The 18,064-nt window shown below is 70.5% G+C and carries 17 protein-coding genes and 1 pseudogene; 9 read left to right on the top strand and 9 right to left on the bottom strand.

Annotated features, from left to right (window positions below):
* Nucleotides 1-152 precede the first annotated feature (152 nt).
* From KUTG_RS59620 to KUTG_RS41595, 4 genes and pseudogenes are all read right to left on the bottom strand, one after another.
* Nucleotides 153-296 (bottom strand): hypothetical protein, encoded by a 144-nt coding sequence (locus tag KUTG_RS59620; RefSeq protein ID WP_157495158.1) that lies wholly within the window; start codon nucleotides 294-296, stop codon nucleotides 153-155.
* A gap of 88 nt (nucleotides 297-384) precedes the next feature.
* A pseudogene (locus tag KUTG_RS41600) lies at nucleotides 385-1,541 on the bottom strand (ABC transporter substrate-binding protein).
* Entirely contained in the window at nucleotides 1,501-1,725 is a 225-nt protein-coding gene (locus tag KUTG_RS64540) for a hypothetical protein (RefSeq protein ID WP_052396023.1), read from the bottom strand. The pseudogene KUTG_RS41600 and the gene KUTG_RS64540 overlap by 41 nt, the downstream one beginning before the upstream one ends.
* A 290-nt stretch (nucleotides 1,726-2,015) precedes the next feature.
* Entirely contained in the window at nucleotides 2,016-3,749 is a 1,734-nt protein-coding gene (locus KUTG_RS41595) for an ABC transporter substrate-binding protein (RefSeq protein ID WP_043724927.1), read from the bottom strand.
* A 124-nt stretch (nucleotides 3,750-3,873) separates the two neighbouring features.
* Between KUTG_RS41595 and KUTG_RS41590 the strand changes: the two genes are divergently transcribed.
* Nucleotides 3,874-4,068, top strand: coding sequence for a hypothetical protein (locus KUTG_RS41590; RefSeq protein WP_043724924.1), 195 nt, complete (start codon nucleotides 3,874-3,876; stop codon nucleotides 4,066-4,068).
* A gap of 9 nt (nucleotides 4,069-4,077) precedes the next feature.
* Here KUTG_RS41590 and KUTG_RS41585 read toward each other — a convergent pair whose 3' ends face one another.
* The 4 genes from KUTG_RS41585 to KUTG_RS41570 form a co-directional block, all read right to left on the bottom strand.
* The gene (locus tag KUTG_RS41585) at nucleotides 4,078-5,136 is read right to left on the bottom strand and encodes a ferrochelatase (RefSeq protein WP_043732454.1); all 1,059 of its coding nucleotides are present in this window, start codon (nucleotides 5,134-5,136) and stop codon (nucleotides 4,078-4,080) included.
* Between the two features lie 19 nt (nucleotides 5,137-5,155).
* Nucleotides 5,156-5,962, bottom strand: coding sequence for a DUF4142 domain-containing protein (locus KUTG_RS41580; RefSeq protein ID WP_157495157.1), 807 nt, complete (start codon nucleotides 5,960-5,962; stop codon nucleotides 5,156-5,158).
* 83 nt (nucleotides 5,963-6,045) lie between these two features.
* On the bottom strand, nucleotides 6,046-7,377 hold the full coding sequence (gene gabT / locus KUTG_RS41575) for a 4-aminobutyrate--2-oxoglutarate transaminase (RefSeq protein ID WP_043724921.1): 1,332 nt from the start codon (nucleotides 7,375-7,377) through the stop codon (nucleotides 6,046-6,048).
* A 13-nt stretch (nucleotides 7,378-7,390) separates the two neighbouring features.
* Nucleotides 7,391-8,704, bottom strand: coding sequence for an amino acid permease (locus KUTG_RS41570; protein ID WP_052396806.1), 1,314 nt, complete (start codon nucleotides 8,702-8,704; stop codon nucleotides 7,391-7,393).
* Between the two features lie 171 nt (nucleotides 8,705-8,875).
* On the opposite strand from KUTG_RS41570, the gene KUTG_RS41565 reads away from it, so the two are divergent.
* From KUTG_RS41565 to KUTG_RS41550, 5 genes are all read left to right on the top strand, one after another.
* Nucleotides 8,876-9,868 (top strand): PucR family transcriptional regulator ligand-binding domain-containing protein, encoded by a 993-nt coding sequence (locus KUTG_RS41565; RefSeq protein WP_052396021.1) that lies wholly within the window; start codon nucleotides 8,876-8,878, stop codon nucleotides 9,866-9,868.
* Nucleotides 9,865-10,314 (top strand): PucR family transcriptional regulator, encoded by a 450-nt coding sequence (locus tag KUTG_RS64535; RefSeq protein WP_052396020.1) that lies wholly within the window; start codon nucleotides 9,865-9,867, stop codon nucleotides 10,312-10,314. Before KUTG_RS41565 ends, KUTG_RS64535 begins: the two co-directional genes overlap by 4 nt.
* 1 nt (nucleotide 10,315) lies before the next feature.
* Nucleotides 10,316-11,491 (top strand): PucR family transcriptional regulator, encoded by a 1,176-nt coding sequence (locus KUTG_RS41560; RefSeq protein ID WP_043724914.1) that lies wholly within the window; start codon nucleotides 10,316-10,318, stop codon nucleotides 11,489-11,491.
* Nucleotides 11,492-11,688: 197 nt separating this feature from the next.
* The gene (locus KUTG_RS41555) at nucleotides 11,689-13,959 is read left to right on the top strand and encodes a molybdopterin cofactor-binding domain-containing protein (RefSeq protein WP_052396019.1); all 2,271 of its coding nucleotides are present in this window, start codon (nucleotides 11,689-11,691) and stop codon (nucleotides 13,957-13,959) included.
* A 13-nt stretch (nucleotides 13,960-13,972) separates the two neighbouring features.
* Nucleotides 13,973-14,449, top strand: coding sequence for a (2Fe-2S)-binding protein (locus tag KUTG_RS41550; RefSeq protein ID WP_043724913.1), 477 nt, complete (start codon nucleotides 13,973-13,975; stop codon nucleotides 14,447-14,449).
* 67 nt (nucleotides 14,450-14,516) lie between these two features.
* Here KUTG_RS41550 and KUTG_RS41545 read toward each other — a convergent pair whose 3' ends face one another.
* Complete coding sequence (locus tag KUTG_RS41545; protein ID WP_052396018.1) at nucleotides 14,517-15,131, bottom strand: TetR/AcrR family transcriptional regulator; 615 nt, start codon at nucleotides 15,129-15,131, stop codon at nucleotides 14,517-14,519.
* Between the two features lie 100 nt (nucleotides 15,132-15,231).
* Between KUTG_RS41545 and KUTG_RS41540 the strand changes: the two genes are divergently transcribed.
* From KUTG_RS41540 to KUTG_RS41530, 3 genes are all read left to right on the top strand, one after another.
* On the top strand, nucleotides 15,232-16,266 hold the full coding sequence (locus KUTG_RS41540; RefSeq protein WP_043724912.1) for an aldo/keto reductase: 1,035 nt from the start codon (nucleotides 15,232-15,234) through the stop codon (nucleotides 16,264-16,266).
* A gap of 56 nt (nucleotides 16,267-16,322) precedes the next feature.
* Nucleotides 16,323-16,859, top strand: coding sequence for a PadR family transcriptional regulator (locus tag KUTG_RS41535; protein WP_232241236.1), 537 nt, complete (start codon nucleotides 16,323-16,325; stop codon nucleotides 16,857-16,859).
* On the top strand, nucleotides 16,856-18,064 hold a 1,209-nt coding region (locus KUTG_RS41530; protein ID WP_043724911.1), incomplete at its 3' end, for a cytochrome P450. The genes KUTG_RS41535 and KUTG_RS41530, both read left to right, overlap by 4 nt.

Below are 18,064 nucleotides of genomic sequence, written 5' to 3'. Positions count from 1 at the left end.
TCGGCCACCCGGGGCCGGGACGAGGCCCTGCGACCGCTCACCGACGCCGTGCGCCGGGCGCGATGCGCGGCGGTGGACGAGGCCGTCCGGGTCCTGGGCGAGCACGCGAACAAGAGCCGGTAGGACCCCGTCCACCGAACACCGAGCCGGGCTCAGCTGAACTGGACGGCCATCGCCAGGTTGATGAACGACGGCGTCGGGTTCGGGCCGCCGTAGCACGCCACCGCGTTGAGCGGGCTCGTCGTCGAGAACGACGGCGACGCCGTGCCGAAGTTCGAGGTGAGCTGCGCGGCCATGTCGTCGATCCCTCCGGAACGGCCACCAGGGCGTCGAACGCGACCAGGTGGTGACCGTGTGACGCAGGGAAGGACGCCTTACCCGCGTTCAACGAGGGTAAGGCGTCCTTCCCTGCATAAGGGGGGTCAGCGCTTGACGCCCAGGGCGGCGTAGTCGTACATGCCGTAGGCGTCGGTGACGAAGACGTTGGTGAGCCTGGCCGGGCGGAAAGGACTCCAGCGTCAGCTTGATGCCGACCCGGGCCAGAGACTGTTGCAGCGCCTCGGCGGCGGCCTTCTCGTGGGGCCACTCGGCGCGGTAGGCGACGTTGGTGGCGAAGCCGTCGGGGTGGCCGCATCGGCCGAGTTCGTCGCGGGCCTTGACGACGTCGCCGGCGTGGTTGGGCGACGGGTACGGGTCGAACACCTTGGTACCGGGCATGATCGGCGGCTGGAGGTTGATGACGATGTCGCCGCCGTACGAGCCGCCGAACGCGGTCTGCACGGTGGTGCGGTCGACGGCGTACTCCATGGCCTGCCGACAATGGATGTTGTCGAGCGGGCGACGTCGGGATTGAGGCTGGTGTACAGGGCCCGCGCGCTGGCCGGGTTGTCGGCGTCGGCCTTGAGCCGCGGGTCGCCGAGGATCCGGCCCTGGGCCGCGGCCCGCACGCCGAGGCCGGTGACGTCCAGGTCGAGGTCGCCGGCGATGAGCCGCTGGTCGATGTCATCGGCGTTGGTGTTCAGCGCGACGTCGAACTCGTCGGGCAGGGCCTTGCGGATCGGGTCGGTCCTCTGGTCCCACCGGGGATTGCGCACGAGCGTGAAGTTCTTGCCGGGGTTGACCGTGCCGAACATGTACGGCCCGGTCGACAACGGGTGTTTCTTGTAGTCCACACCGGTGTCCTTGGCCCGTTCGACCGGGATGGTCGGCGGCATCATCACCACGTCGTCGAAGGCCGCGAACGGCTGCTTGAGGTGGAAGACGACGGTCGAGTCATCGGGCGTCTCGACCGCCTTGAGGCCCAGCTTGTCCGGCGTCGGGTCCTGGTAGGGCGAGGTGTAGCCCTGGAGGTCGAGGTACTGGTTGAGGTAGCTCGGCCCGGCCGGGAACGTCGTCTTGGCCAGCGACCGCTCGACCGCGTACTTGACGTCCTTGGACGTCACGGTCACGCCGTCCTCGAACTTCACGCCGCTGCGCAGGTGACAGGTCCACGTTCGGGCGTCATCGCTGGGAGTTCCCGGCCCCGTGGCCAGATCCGGCACCAGCTTCGCGCCGTCCGCCCCCCGGCGCGGCGGCGAAGGTGACCAGGCTGCGGCCGTAGAGCCGGGCGAAGTCCATCTCGTACGCGTAGTACGACTCGGCCGGGTCCAGCGAGTCCCAGTCGCCCGAGTCCGCCAGCCGCACCACGCCGCCCTTGGCGTCCGACGGCGCGACCACGTGGCCCACCGCGGCATTGAACTGCCCGCCGTCCGCCGGGGGCCGGACCTGGAGCGCCGCTGCACGCGGTCAACGCCACCGCCACGACAGCCACCGCCGCCACGATCCGCATGTCCGACCGCTCCTCGACTCGGGGACGCCCAAGTTGAGCAGGGAATCGCGGTGGCGACGGCCGACCGACCGGAAGTTCTCGTCATTCGGAGCGGTGAAACGACCCGTTCGGCCGGCACAGTGTCCACTCAGGACAGTGCCGGCCCCGGTGTCCACAACGGACACCGGGGCCGGCGCTGGAGAAAACCCTACTTCTTCACGCCGACCGCGGCGTAGTCGTACATGCCGTAGCCGTCGGACACGAACAGGTTGGTGCCGTTGGCCGGCCGGTACAGCAGGGACTTGGCCACCAGGCCCGGCAGGATGTAGGCGTCGTCCATGACCTTCTGGTCGACCTGGCCCCAGATCTGCTGCCGCGCGGTGGCGTCCTCGGTGATGGCCGCCTTGTCCACCAGCGCGTCCACCTCCGGGTCCTTCACGCCGAGGTTGCTGTTGCCCCCGGAGGCCCGGATCACCCGGCTGTCGACGATCTGGCTGAAGTAGCCGAAGCCCTCGGGCCAGTCGGCCTGCCAGCCGTAGACCATCAGGCCCAGCTGGTTGTTCTTGGCGTAGTCGGGCTTGCCGGCGTACAGCTTGCCGTAGTCGCCCTGCGGGAACGGCTTGATCGTCAGCTTGATGCCGACCTTGGCCAGCGACTGCTGCAGCGCCTCGGCGGTCGCCTTCTCACGCGGCCGCTCAGCCCGGTAGGAGACGTTGGTGCTGAATCCACCGGCCTGCCCGCAGGCCGTCAGCTCCTGCTTGGCCTTGGCCTCGTCGCCGGCGTTGTTCGGCGTCGGGTAGGGGTTGAACGCCTGGGCGCCGGGGATGACCGGCGGCTGGAGGTTGGTGGCGATGTCGCCGCCGATGGTACCGCCGTACGCGGCCTGGTAGGACGCCTTGTCGGCGCCGTACTCCACGGCCCGCCGGCAGTGCACGTTGTCCAGCGGCGCGACGTCGCTGTTGATCGCGGTGTACCAGAGCCGGGCGCTGGACGGGTTGTCGGCGTTGGACTTCAGCTTCTGGTCGCCCAGCACCTTGCCCTGCGCCGCGGCCTGCACGCCGACGCCCGTGACATCGAACTCCAGGTCACCGGACAGCAGCCGCTGGTCGATGTCGTCGGCGTTGGTGTTCAGCGCGACGTCGAACTCGTCGGGCAGCGCCTTGCGCAGCGGATCCGTCTTCTGGTCCCACTGGTCGTTGCGGACGAGCGTGAAGTTCTTGCCCTGGTTGTTCTGGCCGAACTTGTACGGCCCGCTCGACACCACGTGCTTCTTGTAGTCGCTGCCGGCGTCCTTGGCCGCCGGGACCGGGATGGTCGAGGGCAGCATGGCGAAGTAGTCGAACGCGGCGAACGGCTGCTTGAGGTGGAAGACGATGGTCGTGTCGTCCGGGGTCTCGATGGCCTTCAGGTCGCCCTTGTCCTTGTACGGCGAGGTGTAGCCCTGCAGGTCGAGGTAGTCGTTGAAGTACGTCGGCCCGTCCGGGAACACGGTCTTGTCCAGCGACCGGGCCACCGCGTACTTGACGTCCTTCGAGGTCACGGTCGTGCCGTCCTCGAACTTCACACCCGTGCGGATGTGGTAGGTCCAGGTCTTGTCGTCGTCGCTGGCCTTGCCCAGGCCGGTGGCCAGGTCCGGCACCAGCTTGGCGCCGGCCGGGCCCGGGGCCGGCGCGAAGGTGAGCAGGCTGCGGCCGAACAGCCGGGAGAAGTCCCACTCGTAGCTGTAGTACGAGTCGGCCGGGTCCAGCGAGTCCCAGTCGCCCGAGTTGGCCATGCGGACGACGCCGCCCTTGGCGTCCGAGGGGTTGAACACCTTGCCGACGGCCGCGTTGAACTGCCCGGCGCCGCCCGAGCCGTTCGACCCGGAGCCGCCGCAGGCGGTCAGGCCCGTCGCGAGCACGGCGGCGGCGCCCACCGCCGCCATGATCCGCTTTCTCTGCATGATCTGGTCAACTCCTCATCTCCGGCAGGGGTTGGACGAGTTCACCAGAATCCGGCGGGCGAGGCGAGGCCGGCTCGGTGAATTGGCGTCATGTGGCACACATCGGCGGGCATAGAGTGACGTCGTGAAGACATGGGTGTTCGTCGCGCTGGGTGTGGTGCTGGTGCTGCTCGGCGCGTTGTGGTCGGCGCAGGGTTTCGGCTACGTGACCGGCAGTTTCATGACCGGATCGAAACTGTGGGCCACCATCGGCCCGATCGTGGTCCTGCTCGGCCTGTGGTCGCTGGTCACGGGCGTGCGGCGGGCCCGTTCCCGCTGAGCACTCTCCTCAACGGGACGGGGACGCTGCCCGATCGGCCGCCGGCCGCCGGGCCGGCGGCTCGCAGCACGCCACGGCGCAGAACTCGCCGTTGACGGTGCAGCCCAGCGTCGGCAACGTCGACAGCTTGCGGGGTTCGGCGGCGGCGAGGTGTTCCTGGACCAGCTCCAGGACCATGGCGGCGAACCGCCGATCCGGGCCGGGCGTGGCGGCGCGGGCGAAGCCCATGCCGTGCTCCTCGGCGCGCTCGCGGGCCTCGGTGTCGAGGTCCCACACGACCTCCAGGTGGTCGCTGACGAAGCCGACCGGGCACACCACGAGGTTGGCGACGCCCTTGGCGTGCAGGGCATCGACGTGATCGACGATGTCGGGGTCGAGCCACGGCACCTGCGGCGGCCCGGAGCGGGACTGCCAGACCACGTCGTACTCGGCGACGCCCAGCTCGGCGGCGATCAGCCGGGCGGCCTCGGCCACCTGCTTCGAGTACAGGTGGCCGCCCAGCTCCGAAGGCCCGGCGGTGGCGTCGAAGGAGTTGGGGATGGAGTGGGCGGTGAACACGAGCCGGTAGTCCTCGAAGCCGGCGGCGGCCTCACGCACGGCGTCGGCGAAGGGCAGCACGAAACCGGGGTGGTCGAAGTAATGCCGGAGCTTCACCAGCTCGGGCGCGTTCGCGACGGCCGCGCGGGCCCGCAGGATGTCCTCGTCGTACTGGCGGCAGGCCGAGTAGCCGCCGTAGGCGCTGGTGGGAAAGACCAGCGCACGGCGGACACCGTCGGCCGACATCTCGCCGACGGTGTCCTCGATCATCGGATGCCAGTTGCGATTGCCGAAGTAGACGGGAAGGTCCAGGCCGGCCGCCGCCAGTGCCGAGCGGATCGCCTCGATCAGGTCCCGGTTGAGCCGGTTGATCGGAGAGACGCCGTCGAAGTGCAGGTAGTGCTGCGCCACCTCGTCCAGCCGCTCCGGCGGAACGCCGCGCCCCCTGGTCACGTTCTCCAGGAACGGGCGGACCTCGGCCGGTCCCTCCGGCCCGCCGAAGGACAGCAGCAGCAGCGCGTCGACACTCACGGCCTCCATCTAAGCGCTGTCACTCCGGGATCGCAGACCCGGCCCTCCGCTTGCCGCTGGAGCCGCCCCGGCGCAGGATCGGCACCAGGATCGCCAGTCCGGCCATCAGCGCCGCGATGATGAACACCCCGATGCTGCTGTTGTTGTTGGACGTGATCTGCGCCGCGGTCGTCACCGGGGTGACCGGCGGCGCGGTCGGCGAGTTCAGCGCGCTGTAGTTGACCAGTCCGGTCTGCTCCAGCACCGTGATGTGGTCGAGCACCGTGGCCATGCACTGGTTCGCGAAGTCGCGGATCAGCGAGTTGCGGGTGCCGGTCCGCACCTGCGAGAGCAGCTGGTAGACCGAGCCGTGCTGGTCGCGCAGCGGCCCGACGAAGGCCCGGTCGAAGTCGATGCCCGGCCGCTGTTGCTGCATGTTGGTCAGGAAGCCCTGCTGTTCGGGCAGCGGCTTCGTCGGCAGCGTCACCCCCAACTGCTGGGCGATCTGCACGTTCATCTTGTTGAGCATGGTGTGGCCCTGGATGAGGTGCTGCCCGGCCAGCCGGACCGACGGGTTGCTGGTCATGGTCTGCGCCATCTCGCCGCTGGGCAGCTCCCACGAGCCGGCCAGCGCGACCTTGACCAGCATCAGCCGGTCCGCCGGTCCCACCGGTCCCCACTGGCTCTGCGTTACCTGGGTGCCGACGTCCAACGGGTTGCTCGGGTCCACCTGACCGGGCGGCGTCGCGGCCTGCGACTGGCCGATGGCGCAGCCGGAGAGCGGCAGCAAGGTGCCGATGCCGAGCACGACGAGGACGGCGGCCTTGCGCACCACGCGAGAGATCACCGGTCCGACCACCTTTCCTGGATGCGATTGCTATCCGGCATTACGGGGTGGACCGGTGACCCGATCACTCGCGACAGTCGCCGTTACCTTATCGTGATCTGAATCGCTTCAGCGAGCACGTCGAGGCCGTCGTTCAGGACATCCGCCGGGATCACGAGCGGCGGCAGCAGCCGCAGCACGTTGCCGTGCGTGCCGGCCGTGAGCACCACGACTCCCCTTGCGTGGCAAGCCTTCGCGATCCGCCCGGTCAGTTCCGGGTCCGGCTCCAGGGTGCCTGGCTTCACCAGCTCCACGGCCAGCATCGCGCCCCGTCCACGCACGTCGCCGACGGCCGGGAAACCGGCGGCCAGCTCCCGCAGCCGGGGCAACGTGATGTCCTCGATCGCCTTGGCCGCGGCGTTCAGGTTCTGCTCGCGCATGATGCGGATGGACGCCAGCGCGGCGGCGCAGGCCACGGGATTGCCGCCGTAGGTGCCGCCCAGGCCGCCGCCGTGCACGGCGTCCATGATCTCGGCTCGGCCCGTGACGGCGGCCAGCGGCAGGCCGCCGGCGATGCCCTTGGCCGTGGTGACGAGATCGGGCACCACGCCCTCGTGGTCGCTGGCGAACCAGGATCCGGTGCGGCAGAAGCCGGTCTGGATCTCGTCGGCGACGAACAGCACACCCTTGTCCCGGCACCAGTCGGCCACGGCCTTGAGGAAGCCCGGCGCCGGCACGATGAAGCCGCCCTCGCCCTGGATCGGCTCGATCAGCACGCAGGCCACGTTGTCCGCGCCGACCTGCTTGTCCAGCAGGTCCAACGCCCGCGCCGCGGCCTGCTCCCCGGTCAGCCCGGCGGGGTCGCGCAACGGGTAGGACATCGGCAGCCGGTAGACTTCGGGCGCGAACGGCCCGAAGCGGTGCTTGTACGGCATGTTCTTGGCCGTCAAGGCCATCGTGAGGTTGGTGCGGCCGTGGTAGGCGTGGTCGAACACCACCACCGCCTGCCGCCCGGTGGCGTGCCGGGCGATCTTGACGGCGTTCTCCACCGCCTCGGCGCCCGAGTTGAACAGCGCCGACCGCTTCTCGTGCGAGCCGGGCGTCAGCTCCCCGAGCTGCTCGCACACCTCCACGTAGGCCTCGTACGGCGTGACCATGAAGCAGGTGTGGGTGAACTTGGCGACCTGCTCCTGCACCGCCGCGACGACCTCCGGCGCGGCGGCGCCGACGCTGGTCACGGCGATGCCGGAACCCAGGTCCACCAACGTGTTGCCGTCCACGTCGTGCAGCAGGCCGGCGCCGGCGGACTCGACGAAGACCGGCAGCGTGCTGCCGACGCCGGCGGCCACCGCCCGCTGCCGGCGCTGCTGGGCGGCCTGCGACTTGGGCCCCGGGATCTCGGTGACGAGGTGGCGGGCGATAGTGGGCGTAGCCACGAGGTTTCCTTTCTTATACGGAGGTTCGGACCCGGGCGCGCTGCCGGACGAAGCTCACGACCAAGACCAGCGCCGCGACCAGCAGGCTCAGCAGCAGTTGCGAGCGGGCGTCGGCGTCGAAGGCCATGCCGGCCAGCAGCACGATCATCGCCACGATCGACACCCAGGTCAGGTACGGGTACCCCCACATGCGCAGGGTCAGTCGCTCCGGCGCGTCCCGCTCCAGCTGGCGCCGCATGCGCAGCTGGGACACGGCGATCACCAGCCACACGAACACGGCGATCGCGCCGGAGGAGTTGGTGAGGAACAGGAACACGGTGTCCGGCGAGATGTAGTTGAAGACCACCGTGACGAAACCGACCACAGTGGACACCAGCACCGCCGCCGTCGGCACGCCGGTCCTTCCGATGCGGCCCAGGAACTGCGGCGCGTCGTTGCGGTTGGACAGCGAGAACATCATGCGGGAGGCCGTGTAAAGGCCGGAGTTCAGGCACGACAGCACCGAGGTCAGCACGATCACGTCCATCACGACACCGGCGGCCGGCAACCCGATCCGGTCCAGCACCGCGACGTACGGGCTCTTGGCCACGCCGGCGTCGTCCCACGGCAGCAGCGTCACCACGATGGCGATGGAGCCCAGGTAGAACACGATGATCCGCCACACCACCGAGCGCACCGCCGACCGCACGGCGTGCCCGGGGTCGGCCGACTCGCCGGCGGCGACGGTGGCGATCTCCGCGCCGAAGAAGGAGAACACCACCACCAGCATCGCCGCGAACACCGGCGAGGCGCCGTTGGGCAGGAAGCCGCCGTGCCCGGTCAGGTTGGACAGGCCGGGCGAGCTGAAGCCGGGCAGCAGCCCGAGGATCGCCACGATGCCGACCAGCAGGAACACCGCGATCGCGGCGACCTTGATGGAGGCGAACCAGAACTCGAACTCGCCGTAGGAGCGGACCGAGAACAGGTTGGTGACGGTCAGCAGGGCCATCAGGATCAGCGCGCACGTCCACTGCGGCACGTCGGGCAGCCAGCGGTGCACGATGGTCGCGCCGGCGGTCGCTTCGACGCCGAGCACGACGACCCAGAAGAACCAGTACAGCCAGCCGATGGTGAAGCCGGCCCACGGTCCGATGGCGCGGTCGGCGTAGGCCGAGAAGGACCCGGTCTCCGGGTTGGCCGCCGACATCTCGCCGAGCATGCGCATCACCAGGATCACCAGCAGGCCGCACACCGCGTAGGCGATCAGCGCGCCCGGCCCGGCCTGTTTGATGGCGGCGCCGCTGCCCACGAACAGGCCGGCGCCGATCACCCCGGCAATGGCGATCATGCTCAGGTGGCGGCGTTGCAGGGTCGATGCCAGCTTCGGCGGTGACGTGCTCACGGGCGGCTCCTCATGGCAGGGCTGTCGGTCAACGGTGGTCGGCGGGACCGCCGCGGCCAAGTAGCCTGTTTGGACAAGTCGACCTGAATTGTTCGCCGAACTGTCGAGGACCGCCGAGTGACGCCCACTCTCGCCGCGCTGGTGGACCGGCCCGACCTGGGCCTGCTGGTCCGTGCCGGCGCCGCGCACCTCGACCGTCCGGTGCAGTGGGTGCACACCAGCGAGCTGGCCGATCCGACGGCGTTCCTGGAAGGCGGCGAACTGCTGCTGACCACGGGTCTGTGGGTGCGGACCGGGGCGGCGGCCTACATCAGGCGCCTGCACGAGGCCGGGGTCGCCGGGCTGGGGTTCGGCACGGGGCTGACGCACGCGGCCGTGCCGGCGGCGGTGATCAAGGCGGCCGAGGCGGTCGGGCTGCCGGTGATCGAGGTGCCGCGGCAGGTGCCGTTCATCGCGATCAGCAAGGCGGTGGCCAAAGCCGTCGCCGCCGCCGAGTACGCCGCCGTGACCAGGGCTTATCAGGCCCAGCGGGCATTGACCTCGGCGGCGGTGAGAGCTGACGGCGTGACAGCTGTTACCAGGCAGCTGGCCCGCCGACTCGATGCCTGGGCCGTGCTGCTGGACCCGCGCGGGTCGGTCCGAGCGGGCGACAGCCCGCTCCTGGACGCGCTGCGCGCGGAGCTCGCCCGGTTCCACGCCGGGCCGGCCAGCCTCACGTACGAGTCGGACGGCGTCGAGATCACCGTGCAGACGCTCGGCGCCGGCGAGCGGATCCGTGGCTTCCTCGCGGTCGGCCGGACCACCCGCCTGACGCCGGCCGACCAGCAGGTGCTGACCACCGCAGCGTCGCTGTTGACGGTCAGCTTCGAACGGCCGCAAGCCGTCGAGGCCGCGACCCGGCGGCTGCGCGGCGGGCTGCTGCGGCTGCTGCTGGCCGGGGAGACGGAGCTGGTGGCCGAGATCGCCGCCGATCTGTGGGGCGAGCTGCCGGCGGCCCCGGTGCGGGTCGTGCTGGCCGCGGGGCCGTCGCGCCACCGGCAGACCCCGTCGACCGGGCCGAGGACACCGACGCCTTCCATGCCCCGCACGGGGATTCGCTGCTGCTGGTGATCGCCGCCGATGCCGAGCCGGCGCTGCCGGGGCTGCATGCCGGCGTCTCCGATCCCGTCGACTACACCGGCATGGACCAGGCCCTGAAGCAGGCGCAACGGGCGCTGGCCACGGCCGTCCGGACCGACCTGCCGGTGGTCCGGTTCGCGGAGCTGGCCGACGACGGCGTGCTGCGGCTGGTCGATCCCGAAGTCGCGGGCGTGTTCGCGGACCGCTTGCTCGCCCCGCTCGTTGAACACGATGCGACCGGTCGTGGCGAGCTGATCGCGTCGCTGCGGGCCTGGCTGGCGCACAACGGCCAGTGGGATCCGGCCGCGGCGGCGCTCGGCGTGCACCGACACACGCTGCGGCACCGGCTCGCCCGGGTCGGGCAGCTGCTCGGCCGGGACCTGGACTCGGCCGACACACGCGCGGAACTGTGGTTGGCCCTGCGTTTGAAGGACTGAGATGGACACGATCGCGGCACAGCAGCTGGCGGCGGGTGTGCGGACGCGGGTGCCGGGGCTGGCCGACGAGCTGGTGCGCGTCATCGCCGTGCAGAACCCGGGCTACCGCCGGGTCGGCGTGGTGTCCGACGAGGACCTGCGCAAGTCCTGTCACGACAACATGTCCAGCGTGCTGGCACTGATCGGCCGTGACGACGCGACCGAGGAGTTCTACGCCGCCGCCCGCTGCACCGGCCGCCGCCGCGCCGAGCAGCGCATGCCCCTGGACGACGTGCTGCGCTCCTTCCGCCTGGGCGGGCGGCTGCTGTGGCAGGCGCTGGTCGACCAGGCCCGGTCCGACGGCAGCGTGGACGCCGAAGGGCTGTTGGAGATCGCCAGCTGGCTGTGGGAGGTCGTGGACTCCACCTCCGCGCACGTCGCCGCCGCCTATCACGCCGCCGAGCAGCAGCTGGTGCGCATCGACGAGCAGCGCCGCGCCACCCTGTGGGAGGGCCTGCTTCGCGGCCGGGCCAAGGACCTCGCCTTCGCCCACGAGGCCGCCCGCATCATCGGCGTTCCCGTCGACGGTCCGTACGCGGCGGTCGTGGCCGATGCCGACGCCTCCCCCGCGCTGGGCCAGCTGCTGGCGGAGCACGGCATCCACTCGGCCTGGCAGCTCCGGGCCCACACGCTGGTCGGGCTGCTCTCCTTGGATTCACCCGAACTGGGCATTGTGCTGAAGGTGCTGCGCGACGCGCTGACCGTGCCGGCCGGGGTGTCGCTGGTGGTGCACGGCCTGGCCGACGTGGACGTGGCCTACCGCCAAGCCACGCTGGCCCGGCGCTCCGTGCAGCCGGGCCGGGTCGAGGTGGCGGCGCTGGCCGACCGCCTGCCCGAGGCCATGGTGCTCAGCTCGCCGGAGCTGGCCGAGGAGCTGATCCGGCTGCGGCTGGGGCCGCTGCTGAAGATCCCCGCGGGCGAGCGGCGGATCCTGTTGGACACCTTGGAGACCTGGGTCGCCACCGCCGGTTCGGTCAGCCGCACAGCCGAGCTGGTGCACTGCCACCGGAACACGGTGATCAACCGGCTGACCCGGATCGAGGCCGTCACCGGCAACGACCTGTCCGACGTGCCGCACCTGGAATTGTCCTTGGCGCTCAAGGCTTCCTGGCTGCTGCCACCGGGCCCGCTGGCCTGAGCCCCACTTCCGCAGGCACGGGCCTTTTCGCACGTCCACACGGCATCCGCGTCGGTTCCGGGCATCCGGCCGCCGGATCCGCGTTTCCCGCGCGCCGCACCGGATCCGCTCGTTGTGCAGCATGCACAATCTGACTGGGCCAGAAGTAGGCACGCCCGCCATGGCGACCCCCTGTGATCGGTGCCACACTCCGCGCCATGGCCGAAGACCTCCGTCGCCGTAGGTTCCTCGCGTATCTCCTCGCCGCACCGACCCTCGCCGTCGCCGTGCAGTGGATCGATCCGCAGCGGGCCGACGCCGCCGTCCCCACTCTGCCGCAGCCCGAGGAGATCTTCGACCTCGGCGATCTGCAGAACCTCGCCGCCGCCCCGACCGCGAACCTGGTGTCCGTGCAGGTGAACCGCGACGGCTCGGTGGCCTTCGCGGTGCCACGGGCCGAGGTCGGCCAGGGCATCACCACCGCCGTCGCGATGATGGTGGCCGAGGAGATGGACCTCCCGCTCGACAAGGTGACCGTCACCCTGGCCGACGCCCGGCCGGAGCTGTTGATGAACCAGCTCACCGGCGGCTCCAACTCGGTGCGCAGCATCTACACCCCGGTCCGCACCGCCGCCGCCGTGGCCCGCCAGCGGCTGGTCGCCACGGCCGCGAAGCAGTGGGGCGTCAAGGATTCCGAGCTCACCACCCGCGACGGCGTGATCAGCCACGCCAGCGGCCGGACCGCCACCTACGCCTCGCTGGCCGTGGCCGCGGCCAGCTCCAAGGTCGAGGCCGCGACCGTGCAGCTCAAGTCCACTTCGGACTTCACGGTGCTGGGCACGCCGCAGAACCGCATCGACGCCCGCGAGGCCGTCATGGGGCGCAAGACCTTCGGCATGGACATGCAGGTGCCCAACGCCAAGCCGACCATGGTCCGCCGGCCGCCGACGATCAACGGCACCGTCCGCTCGGTCAACAACAAGGCTGCCGTGCTGGCCATGCCCGGCGTCACCGACGTCGCCGTCGTGTCCCGCGGCGTCGCCGTGCGGGCCGACACCTTCGGCCAGTGCATCGACGGCCTGCGGGCGCTGGACGTCAGCTGGGGACCGGGCACAGTGGACGGTGAGTCCGACGAAACCGTGCTGGCCAAGCTGAAAGCGGCCGAGCTGCCGATGCTGGTGCCGGGCCTGCTGACCGAGGTGCTCGACGCCGAGTTCACCTTCGCCTTCGCCAGCAACAGCCCCCTTGAGCCGGACAACGCCATCGCCGACGTGCGCAAGGACTCCGCCGAGATCTGGTCCAGCCTCAAGGTGCCGATCGTCGCGCAGGAGAACATCGCCGCCCAGCTGGGCCTGCCGATCGGCGCGGTGAAGGTGCACGTGGCCCAGGGCGGCGGCTCGTTCGGCCGGCACCTGTTCCACGACGTCGCCGCCGAGGCGGCCGAGATCTCGCAGAAGGTGGGCAAGCCGGTCAAACTGATGTGGTCGCGCACCGACGACTTCCGTCAGGGCCGCACCCACCCCATGTGCACCTCGCGGATCCGCGTCACCCACGCGCTGGGCAACGTGATCAGCTACGAGCAGCGGCACACCAGCGTGCAGACCGAGTTCAGCCACGGCCTCGGCGAGATGCTCACCTCCTTCGCGGCCAAGCTGCCCATCGCCGGCAACCTCAGCTTCGCCGAGTCGATCTTCCTGCTGACCCAGTCGTCCCCGTACAACTTCGGCGTCACCACCCAGCTGCTCAACGAGATCCCACTCAAGTTCAACACCGGCTCCATGCGCAACATCTACTCGCCCAACGTGGTCACCGCTCAGGAGCTGGTGGTGGACCGGCTGGCCGCGAAGATGGGCAAGGACCCGGTGTCGATGCGCCGCTCCTTCCTGCGGGACAACCGGTTGAAGGCCGTGTTCGAGAAGGCCGTCACCGAGGGTCAGTGGGGGCGGGCCCTGCCCCAGGGCGTGGCGCAGGGCATCGCCGTGCACGCCGAGTACCAGGCCGCCGTGTGCTGCCTGGTGGAGATCGACTGCCGGCCCGAGACGGTCGACCGCCCCGTCACCGACGGCGTCACCGGGCCGCGGGTGACCAAGGCGCTGATCGTCGTCGACCCCGGCTTCGCCATCAACCCGCGCGGGCTGGAGGCGCAGATGATCGGCGGCATGAACGACGGCATCGCCATGGCGCTGACGTCCAGCCTGCACATGCGCGACGGCATCCCGCTGGAAGGCAGCTGGGACAACTACTTCTACACCCGGCAGTGGAACACGCCGCTGGATATGCGGGTGGTGATCGCGCCCAGCGGCGGTACCCCCAGCGGCGCCGGCGAGCTCGCGGTCGCGCCGTCCATGGCCGCCGTGGCCTGCGCCTACGCCCGGGCCACCGGCACCGCGCCGACGTACTTCCCGATCAACCACGGCACCCTCGGCTTCGAGCCCTACCCCACCGAGCCGTCCACGCCGCCCTCGCCCGTCAACGGCCTCGACTCCTGAGGAGACCCGCCGCATGTCCAGTCACACCTTCGTGCTCAACGGCGAGCGGGTCACCGTCGAGGTCGCCGACGACGTCCGGCTGCTGTGGGTGCTGCGCGACCTGCTCGGCGTCACCGGGCCCAAGTACGGCTGCGGGCTCAACGTCTGCAAGTCCTGCACCTCACACATCAACGGCAAGGCCTTCAACCCCTGCTCCGTGCCCGTGTCGGCGATCAAGGCCGACGACGAGATCACCACCATCGAGGGCCTGCCGGCCACCGTCGGCCAGGAGCTGCACCCCATGCAGGAGGCCTGGCTGGAGCAGGACGTCGCCCAGTGCGGCTACTGCCAGCCCGGGCAGATCATGACCGCCGTCGCCCTCGTGCACCGCGTCCGCGCCGAGGGCCGCGCCATCACCGACGCCGACCTCGACCAGATCCGCAACATCTGCCGCTGCGGCACCTACTCCCGCATCCGCACCGCCATCCGCTCCGGCGCCGCCAAGATGTGACCCCCTGACTTGCCACATGCGCTTCCCAGTTGCGCCCTGGTGCCACTTGGGAAGCGCATGTGGCGTTTTACGTGGGGCGGCGGTAGACGCCGTGCCACCAGATGAGCGCCAGTTCGCGGGCGAAGGCCTCGTCCTGGCTCGCGTCCTCGGTGGTGATGTGGTCGAAGATGGCCCGCTCGCCGCCCGGCACGATGACCCGGGTGGCGTGGACCAGATCCACACCGTCCGGCGTGCGTCCGGCCGCCTGCTCGGCGCTCAGCACGTCGATCGTGCGCTCCGTGAACTGGGCGAGCCGCTGCCGCCAGAAGTCCCGCACGATCGCGTCGTAGGTGGCGACCTCCGCGACCGCCAGCAACACGGCGGCGTGCTCCCGGTACACCCCCATCACCGCCACGAACGCGGCCGCCATGCCGTCCGCGTCGGTCGTCGGCTCCCAGGCCGAGGCGATCCCGAAGGACGTGTCCATCAACGTCGTGGCCAGCCGCACGAGCAGCTCGGTCTTGTCCCGGAAGTGGGCATAGAAGGTCGAGCGGGCGACGCCGGCCTCGGCCGCGATGTGCTGGATGCCGAGCTCGGTGAAGTTCGCGCCGTCGTCCAGCAGCCGCCGGGTGGTGGCCAGGATGTCCGCCTCGGCCGAGGCTCGTCGCGCGGCGTTCGACGCGCGTCGGGTGATCGAGGGCATGGGCAGAACCTAGTGCACGTCCACCCACTGCGACACTACACAGTGTCCGGACAGTGTGTAGTGTCGAAGCGGACGGATGTCGCACCAGAGGAGTAGTCCCGTGAAGTACCGCCTGCTCGGCCGCACCGGAGTGTGGGTGTCCGAGCTGTCCCTCGGCACCATGACCTTCGGCGGCGCGGACCACCCCGTGTACCGCGTGATCGGCGCGCTCGGCCAGGCCGAGGTGGATCGGGTCGTGGGCACGGCGCTCGACGCCGGAATCAACTTCATCGACACCGCCGACGCCTACGCCGACGGCGAGTCCGAGCAGCTGCTCGGGCAGGCCATCGGCAAGCGCCGCCGGGACGTGGTGCTGGCCACCAAGCTGATGGCCCCGGTCGGGCCGGGCCCCAACGACCAGGGGCTGTCCCGACTGCACGTGGCCCGGGCGCTGGAGGACAGCCTGCGCCGGCTCGGGACCGACTACATCGACCTCTACCAGATCCACAACTACGACCGGGTGACGCCGATCGAGGAGACGCTGTCCGCCCTCGACGACGCCGTGCGGCAGGGCAAGGTCCGCTACATCGGCGCCTCCAACCTCGCCGCGTGGCAGATGAGCAAGGCGCTGGGCATCTCCGCACGGCACAACCAGGTCGGGTTCGTGGCCAATCAGGTCCACTACTCGCTGGTGTCCCGCGACGCCGAGCGCGACCTGGTGCCGATGGCCGAGGACGCGGGCCTGAGCCTGACCGTGTGGAGCCCGCTGGCCGGCGGCTTCCTGTCCGGCAAGTTCGACCGCGGCGTGACCGACGAGAACACCCGCCGGGCCCGGGTCGGCGGCGACTTCGTCCAGTTCGACCTGGACAAGGGCTACCGGATCGTGGACGTGCTGCGGACCGTCGCCGCCCGGCACGAGGTGAGCCCCGCTCGGGTGGCCATCGCCTGGCTGCTGGCCCAGCGCGCCGTCACCAGCGTCATCATCGGCGCCCGCAAACTCGACCAACTGGCCGACAACATCGCCGCCGTCGACCTGGCGCTCACCGAGCAGGACCTGGCCGAGCTCGACGCCGTCAGCGCGCCACCGGTCGCCTACCCGAATTGGATCCAGGAAGGGTTCGCCCCGAGCCGCATCCCGGCCGGATCGGTCGTCTGACCCACCTTTCCGGACCTCCCCCCTAGGTCACCATGACATAGCCCCTCCCCTATGTCATGGTGACCTACGTGTGGGTGGAGATCGTGATGCTCTCGAACCTGGCGCATCAGCCGGCGCACGGTTACGAGCTGCGCCAACGGGTTGAGCAGAGCTTGGGGACAACACTGTCCAACAACTCGCTGTACCCGACGTTGCGCCGCTTCACCGAGGCCGGCGCGGTCACCAGGACGCCGCAGGCCCAGCAGGGCCGGCCGACCCGGCACGTCTACGAGGTCACGCCGGTCGGCCTGGAGATGCTGCACGACATGCTGGCCGAGCTGCCCGACGAGCTGGCCGCCGACCAGACGGAGTTCTCCGCGCGGCTGGCCCAGTTCGACCGGCTGACCGTCGCCGAGCGCCTCGTCGTGCTCGACGCGCGCGATCGAGCCCTGCTCGCCCGGGCCGCGCGCCTGGACGAGCTGATCACGACCGTTGCGCCCGACAGCTGGGCCCGAGTCGTGCTCGACGAGGGACTGCGCCGCTCACACGCCGAACTTCGCTGGCTAGAGACCTTGCGCGTCCGCGCCGCGTCACCACTGGGAGGACTGACATGACCACCACCGAGACCCGCCCGCAGCTGCCGTTCGACCGTCCCGACCCGCTGGACATCGCGCCCCTGTACACGGTGCTTCGCCAAGAGACCGCCCCCGTCAAGGTGATCACCCCGGCCGGCGACCCGGCCTGGATGATCACCCGGTTCGAGCAGGTCCGCGCGATCTTCACCGACCCGCGGTTCGGCCGCTCCCACCCCAGGCCCGAGCAGGCCTCGAAGGTGTCGGACGCGGTCATCTTCGGTGGGCCGGCCGGTGAGCACGACACGGACAAGGCCACCCAGGCCCTCATGCGCAAGCTGCTGGTGCCGGCGTTCTCCGCGAGCCGCATGCGCAAGCTGTCCGATCACGTGCAGGAGCTCGTCGACGCCCGCATCGACGAGATGATCGCCCGGCACGACGCCGCTCCGGACCAACCGCTGGACCTGCACGAGCTGCTGTCGGTCCCGCTGCCGGTGCAGGTCATCTGCGAGCTGCTCGGCGTGCCGTTCGCGGACCGCGACTACTTCCACGAGATGTCCACCCGGTTCGGCCGCATGGACGTCGGCGTGGAGGCCGCCCGGGCGGCCTGGGACGACCTGCAGGCGTACATTCTGCGACTGGCCGAGGTCAAGCGGACCGATCCCGGGCAGGACGTCATCAGCGACCTCGTCCTGGCCCAGGCCGCGGAGCCGCTGCTCACCGACGACCTGCTCACCGGCCTCAGCGCCGGCCTGCTGTTCGCCGGCCACGAGACCACCATGATCCGTATCGACATGGGCGTGGCCTACCTGCTCGCCGACCTGGCCCGCCGGGACCGCTTCGTCGCCGACCCCGACGGGCTGGCCCAGGACACCGTCGAGGAGGTGCTGCGGATCGCCGCCGCCAACGGCGTGGGGCAGCTCCGCTACGCGCACGAGGATGTCGAGGTCGAAGGCGTCATCATCAGGCGCGGCGACTGCGTGCTGCTCAACAACGGCGTCGCCAACCGTGACCCGGCCGTGTTCGCCGATCCCGACGGCTTCGACCCCACCCGCAGCCCCAACATCCACCTCGCGTTCGGCCACGGCGCGCATTTCTGCATCGGCGCGAGCCTCGCCCGCATCGAGCTGAGGATCGCCCTGGCCACCCTGTTCCGCCGCATTCCCGCCCTGCGCCTGGCGATCGCTCCCGACGACCTCGAGTTCCGCCCCGGCTCCATCACCGGCGGCCTGGCATCCGTCCCCGTC

It is taken from the genome of Kutzneria sp. 744, assembly GCF_000568255.1.
GTDB lineage: Bacteria > Actinomycetota > Actinomycetes > Mycobacteriales > Pseudonocardiaceae > Kutzneria.
This window is presented reverse-complemented; position numbering and strand designations above follow the sequence as displayed.